Here is a 3,735-nt window from a genome sequence, read left to right as displayed (position 1 = left end):
CGGCGGACCCGGGGCCCGGGTCCGCCGGACCGGCCGCCGTCCGCACCTACGGCGTCTGGCCCTTGCCCACACCCCTCGGAACTGACGGGGGCAGGCTCGGGCCGGACGCGGCTCGGACCCTAGCGGGCCCGGACGTTGCCCCAGTTGTCGGCGCTCTTGCGCTCGTCACGGGAGTGGTTGTCGTGGATGGTGCGGATCAGCTCGCCGTTGTCGCCGAGGAGCCTGGCCATGTTCTTGGTGGCGTTGTCCCACTCCGCCTGGACCACGCGGTACTGCTCCTGGTCCGCGCCCTCCCAGGTGCTGACGAGCGGCTTCAGCTCGTCCTCCAGGTTGTTGAGGGTGTTGATGATCACCTGGGTCTGCTCCAGCAGTTCCTCGATGGCCTGCTGGACCTTGGGGTACTGCACATCAATGATGCCGTCGGCCATGACGTCTCCTCTCGAAGGCCGGGCGCCTGGCCCGGGAAGCTCACGAAGTCCGGCTCCACCGAAGGAAGCCGGTACCGCGGGTGGGTCAGCTCAGTGCTTCGAAGACGCCCTGGCTGGTCTTGCTGTTGAGAACCTCGGTCAGGTCCTGGTTCTCCTTCGCCAGGCGGTTGGCGGAGGTCACGTTCTCCTGGAGCGCGTCGATCATCGTGCTGATCTGGACGACGACCTTCTGCGCCTCGGTGTTCCAGCTGCGGAAGAGCTTCAGCAGGGCCTGGCCCTCGTCACCGCCGACTCCCGAACGCGCCGCGATCTCGGCGACGTTGTTCTGGGTCTTCTCGACCGAGTTGCGGGCCGACTCCAGAGAGGAGACGCCCCCCAAGCCCTTGGCATAGTCCGCTTTCCTTGCGGCGCTGTCCGCCATGTCACGCTCCCTTCGTTCAGGCGCGTCTCACGCACCGTTGCCCGCTGAGGCTAAAGAGAAAACAGGGTTCCGCGCAACGCGTGCAGGCAAGATGTGAGTAACAGCCGGTTCGGTAGAATTCGCCTGTATGGCAACGGAGTTGTGCGAACGTTGCAGCCGCGTGAACCGCTACGCCCGTACTTCCTGGGATACAGCACGCGAACCGCCCCCAGGACACCTGCGAAGCGGGCGAAAAGCGGGCACACGAAGAGACCGAACGGTCATGGAGAAGCGTCGTCCTCGGCTTTGTGCACGTTCCCACGGGATTCCCCGGGTGCGATCCGCCGAAATATTTGAGCTTCCACTGAGGTTACTTCTTCGTATCCGAACGCCGTGGGACTCCCTGCCTCGCGCCATCGGCGCCGAGTTCGGCTCGAATTTTCCCCTGCACCCGCCCCTTTCCTTTTCCTTTTTCCCGTCGCGCGGCACGGGTTCCCTGCCGGAATCGCAGTGCGCGTCAGCCCCGCGAGGCCGCGCCCACCGCGTCCGCCGCCGCCTCCGCCTTGCCACTGCCCTCGGGCTTGCCCGGCGCACCGGCCGTACCGCACTCCGGGGCCGTGGCCCTGGGCTGCGTGACGCCCGCGGCGGCGGCCGGATCGAGATCCGCTCCGGTCGGGAAAGCGGCGAGCAGCGGGGCAGGGACCGAGCCGATGTCCGAGGCCTCGTACCCGAGTGCCGCCAGTGAATCCTTGTCGGAGACGCGGTACTTCACGCCGTTCTCCGCCACCAGATAGGTGGTCCCGGCGTGCGCGGCACCGCTGGCGTGCAGGGCCCGTACCAGGGCGCCGTGCCCGGGGCGTACGACGGTGGCCTCCGTGGGCACACAGGCCGGTTCCAGCGGCTCGGCGGTGCCCGCCGACACGGCGACCGGGGTCAGCTCGGTCAGCGGGACCAGCACCGACCTGATGCGTACGCCGCCGTTGTCGCCGTCCACCTGGGCGCAGAGCGCGGTGCCGCGCTCCGTGGACTGCGGCAGGGGCGGCGCGTCCGGCAGTTCCGCGGAGGCGACGGAGTCCGCGTCCTTGGCCCGGTGCTCGCGCAGCGCGTCCGCGCCGACCGTGCGCACCTCGGGCGACTGCCCTTCGTAGGCGTCCTTCTGGGTGGCCGGGTCGCCCAGTACGAGGGCGGCGCCCAGCCGGGTCAGCGGTACCAGGCCGTCCTCGCGCAGCAGGTGGTAGGTGCTCCCGCCGCCGGGCACGCTGACCTTGAACAGCTGGCCGATACGGCTTGCCTCGCCGCCGAGTTCGGGGCCCTTTTCGCCGCGCCCCGGGACCGCGGGCGGCTTGAGGGCGGGGCCGGGTGCCAGCGCGTCGAGGAAGGCCGCCGAGACGGGCATCGGCTCCTGGGAGCCGTAACCGAGGGCGTTGCGGGCGTCGGAGGGGCGGTCGAGCGGCAGCCTGCTGCCCCGCCACACCAGGTACTCGGTGTCGTCCGGGCCGCTCACCAGCACCCCGCGGTCGCGGCCGATGCCGCGCGAGTCCAGCGGCATCCCGGCGGCCACGGTGGTGGCTCCGGGCTTGTCGACGCCGGTGGTCGCCACGACACCGGAGGTGTTGGGCAGCGCTCCGTCCGGTCCGGTGACGCACATGTGCCAGGCGCCGTCGTCGAGCTGTCCCGGGGCCGGTACGGCGTCCGGGAGGCCGGGGATGCCGACCGGGGAGCCCACCGGGACGCCCTGGAGGGAGGGGGTGTGCACGTCGGCGGTCGCCAGGTCGGAGCCGCCGATCAGCTTCGCCGAGGCGTAGTTGCGCACCGGGTGCAGTACGCCGTCGGTGCCGGTCCACAGGTACCGGGCGCCGGTGTCGCGGTTGACCACCAGGTGCTCACCGTCGCGCCAGCCGTCGTTCCCGCCGGGGCGCAACAGGCCGTATACGGTGGCGCCCGCGCCGATCAGGACGGTCACCAGGACACCGAAGACGACACCGCGGGTGGTGCGCCCGAGCGGGCTCTCCGGGGCGTCCGGGTCGGCCATCAGCAGGCCCGAGCTGAGCCTGCCCATCATGAAACTGTGGGCGTGTACCTGGTCTCTCTTGGACTGCACGGCCTCTCCTCAACTCCTTCTGCGTGCCGGGCGTGCGGGTGTGCTCAGCCTGTGCTCAGCCGAACAGGCCGCGCAGCCAGCCGAAGAGCCCCGCCGCCCAGAGGGCGAGGGGCAGCAGCGCCACGGCGAAGCCGGTGTGCGCCAGTTCGGCGGCACGGCCCCAGTACGGCAGCACCCGGCGGCCGGGCACCGTCCAGGCGGCGATCACGAGTGCGGCCGCGGCGCCGAGCAGCACCGCGAAGACGACCGCGCGTCCGGTGCCCTCGTGGTCCGCCGCCCAGGCGCGGGCGAGCAGGAGCAGGCCGAGGACGCCGGGCACGGCCAGGGTCAGCCGCTGCGAGATGTGCACCAGGCCGCGGCAGTGCAGGAGCAGCAGGAGGGTCAGTCCGAGGGCCGTCAGTGTCTCGGGCAGGTTCGGGCCCTCGGTGAGGACGATCAGGGCGGCCAGGGCGATGACTCCGGTGGCGGCGAAGAGGGCGGTGACCCAGCGCCCCGCCAGCATGGTGCGCTCGGCGACCTCGTCGCCCGCGTAGGGCTCGATGCCCTCCTGGAGCTGGGCGGCGGAGGACGGCAGCGAGGGCAGCCGCATCCCGGCCAGTTTGAAGGCGAACGGCGCGACCGCTCCGGCGGCGAGCGCGACCACGGTCGCCACCAGCGCCACCGAGGCCTGCACGGCCAGGCCGGTGTAGCCGATGAGGCCGCCGGCGATCGCGGTGGCCACCGAGACCAGGGCGGTCGCGAACAGGGCCGGGGCGCCGACCGCGGTGGCGGCGAGCGCGAGGACCGCGCCGCCCGCGCCCGCGGCG

4 protein-coding genes are annotated in these 3,735 nt (G+C 71.8%); all 4 read right to left on the bottom strand.

Annotated elements, in window-relative coordinates; genetic code table 11:
* Window positions 1-119: 119 nt before the first annotated feature.
* On the bottom strand, window positions 120-428 hold the full coding sequence (locus IE278_RS41600; RefSeq protein ID WP_107018902.1) for a WXG100 family type VII secretion target: 309 nt from the start codon (window positions 426-428) through the stop codon (window positions 120-122).
* An 85-nt stretch (window positions 429-513) separates the two neighbouring features.
* Entirely contained in the window at window positions 514-849 is a 336-nt protein-coding gene (locus IE278_RS41595; protein WP_189780227.1) for a hypothetical protein, read from the bottom strand.
* Between the two features lie 496 nt (window positions 850-1,345).
* Window positions 1,346-2,929, bottom strand: coding sequence for a type VII secretion protein EccB (gene eccB, locus IE278_RS41590; protein ID WP_189780226.1), 1,584 nt, complete (start codon window positions 2,927-2,929; stop codon window positions 1,346-1,348).
* A gap of 55 nt (window positions 2,930-2,984) precedes the next feature.
* On the bottom strand, window positions 2,985-3,735 hold a 751-nt coding region (locus IE278_RS41585; RefSeq protein WP_506417407.1), incomplete at its 5' end, for a ubiquitin family protein.

Origin of the sequence: Streptomyces tauricus (assembly GCF_014650955.1) — a bacterium.
Classification (GTDB): Bacteria; Actinomycetota; Actinomycetes; order Streptomycetales; family Streptomycetaceae; genus Streptomyces; species Streptomyces tauricus.
Note: the sequence above shows the minus strand (reverse complement) of the source record. Positions and strands in the feature narration are given on the sequence as shown.

Bases quoted from the DNA above. Each gene is read 5' to 3' on its own strand.
- IE278_RS41600 (WP_107018902.1), bottom strand. From the start codon at position 428: ATGGCCGACGGCATCATTGATGTGCAGTACCCCAAGGTCCAGCAGGCC.
- IE278_RS41595 (WP_189780227.1), bottom strand. From the start codon at position 849: ATGGCGGACAGCGCCGCAAGGAAAGCGGACTATGCCAAGGGCTTGGGG.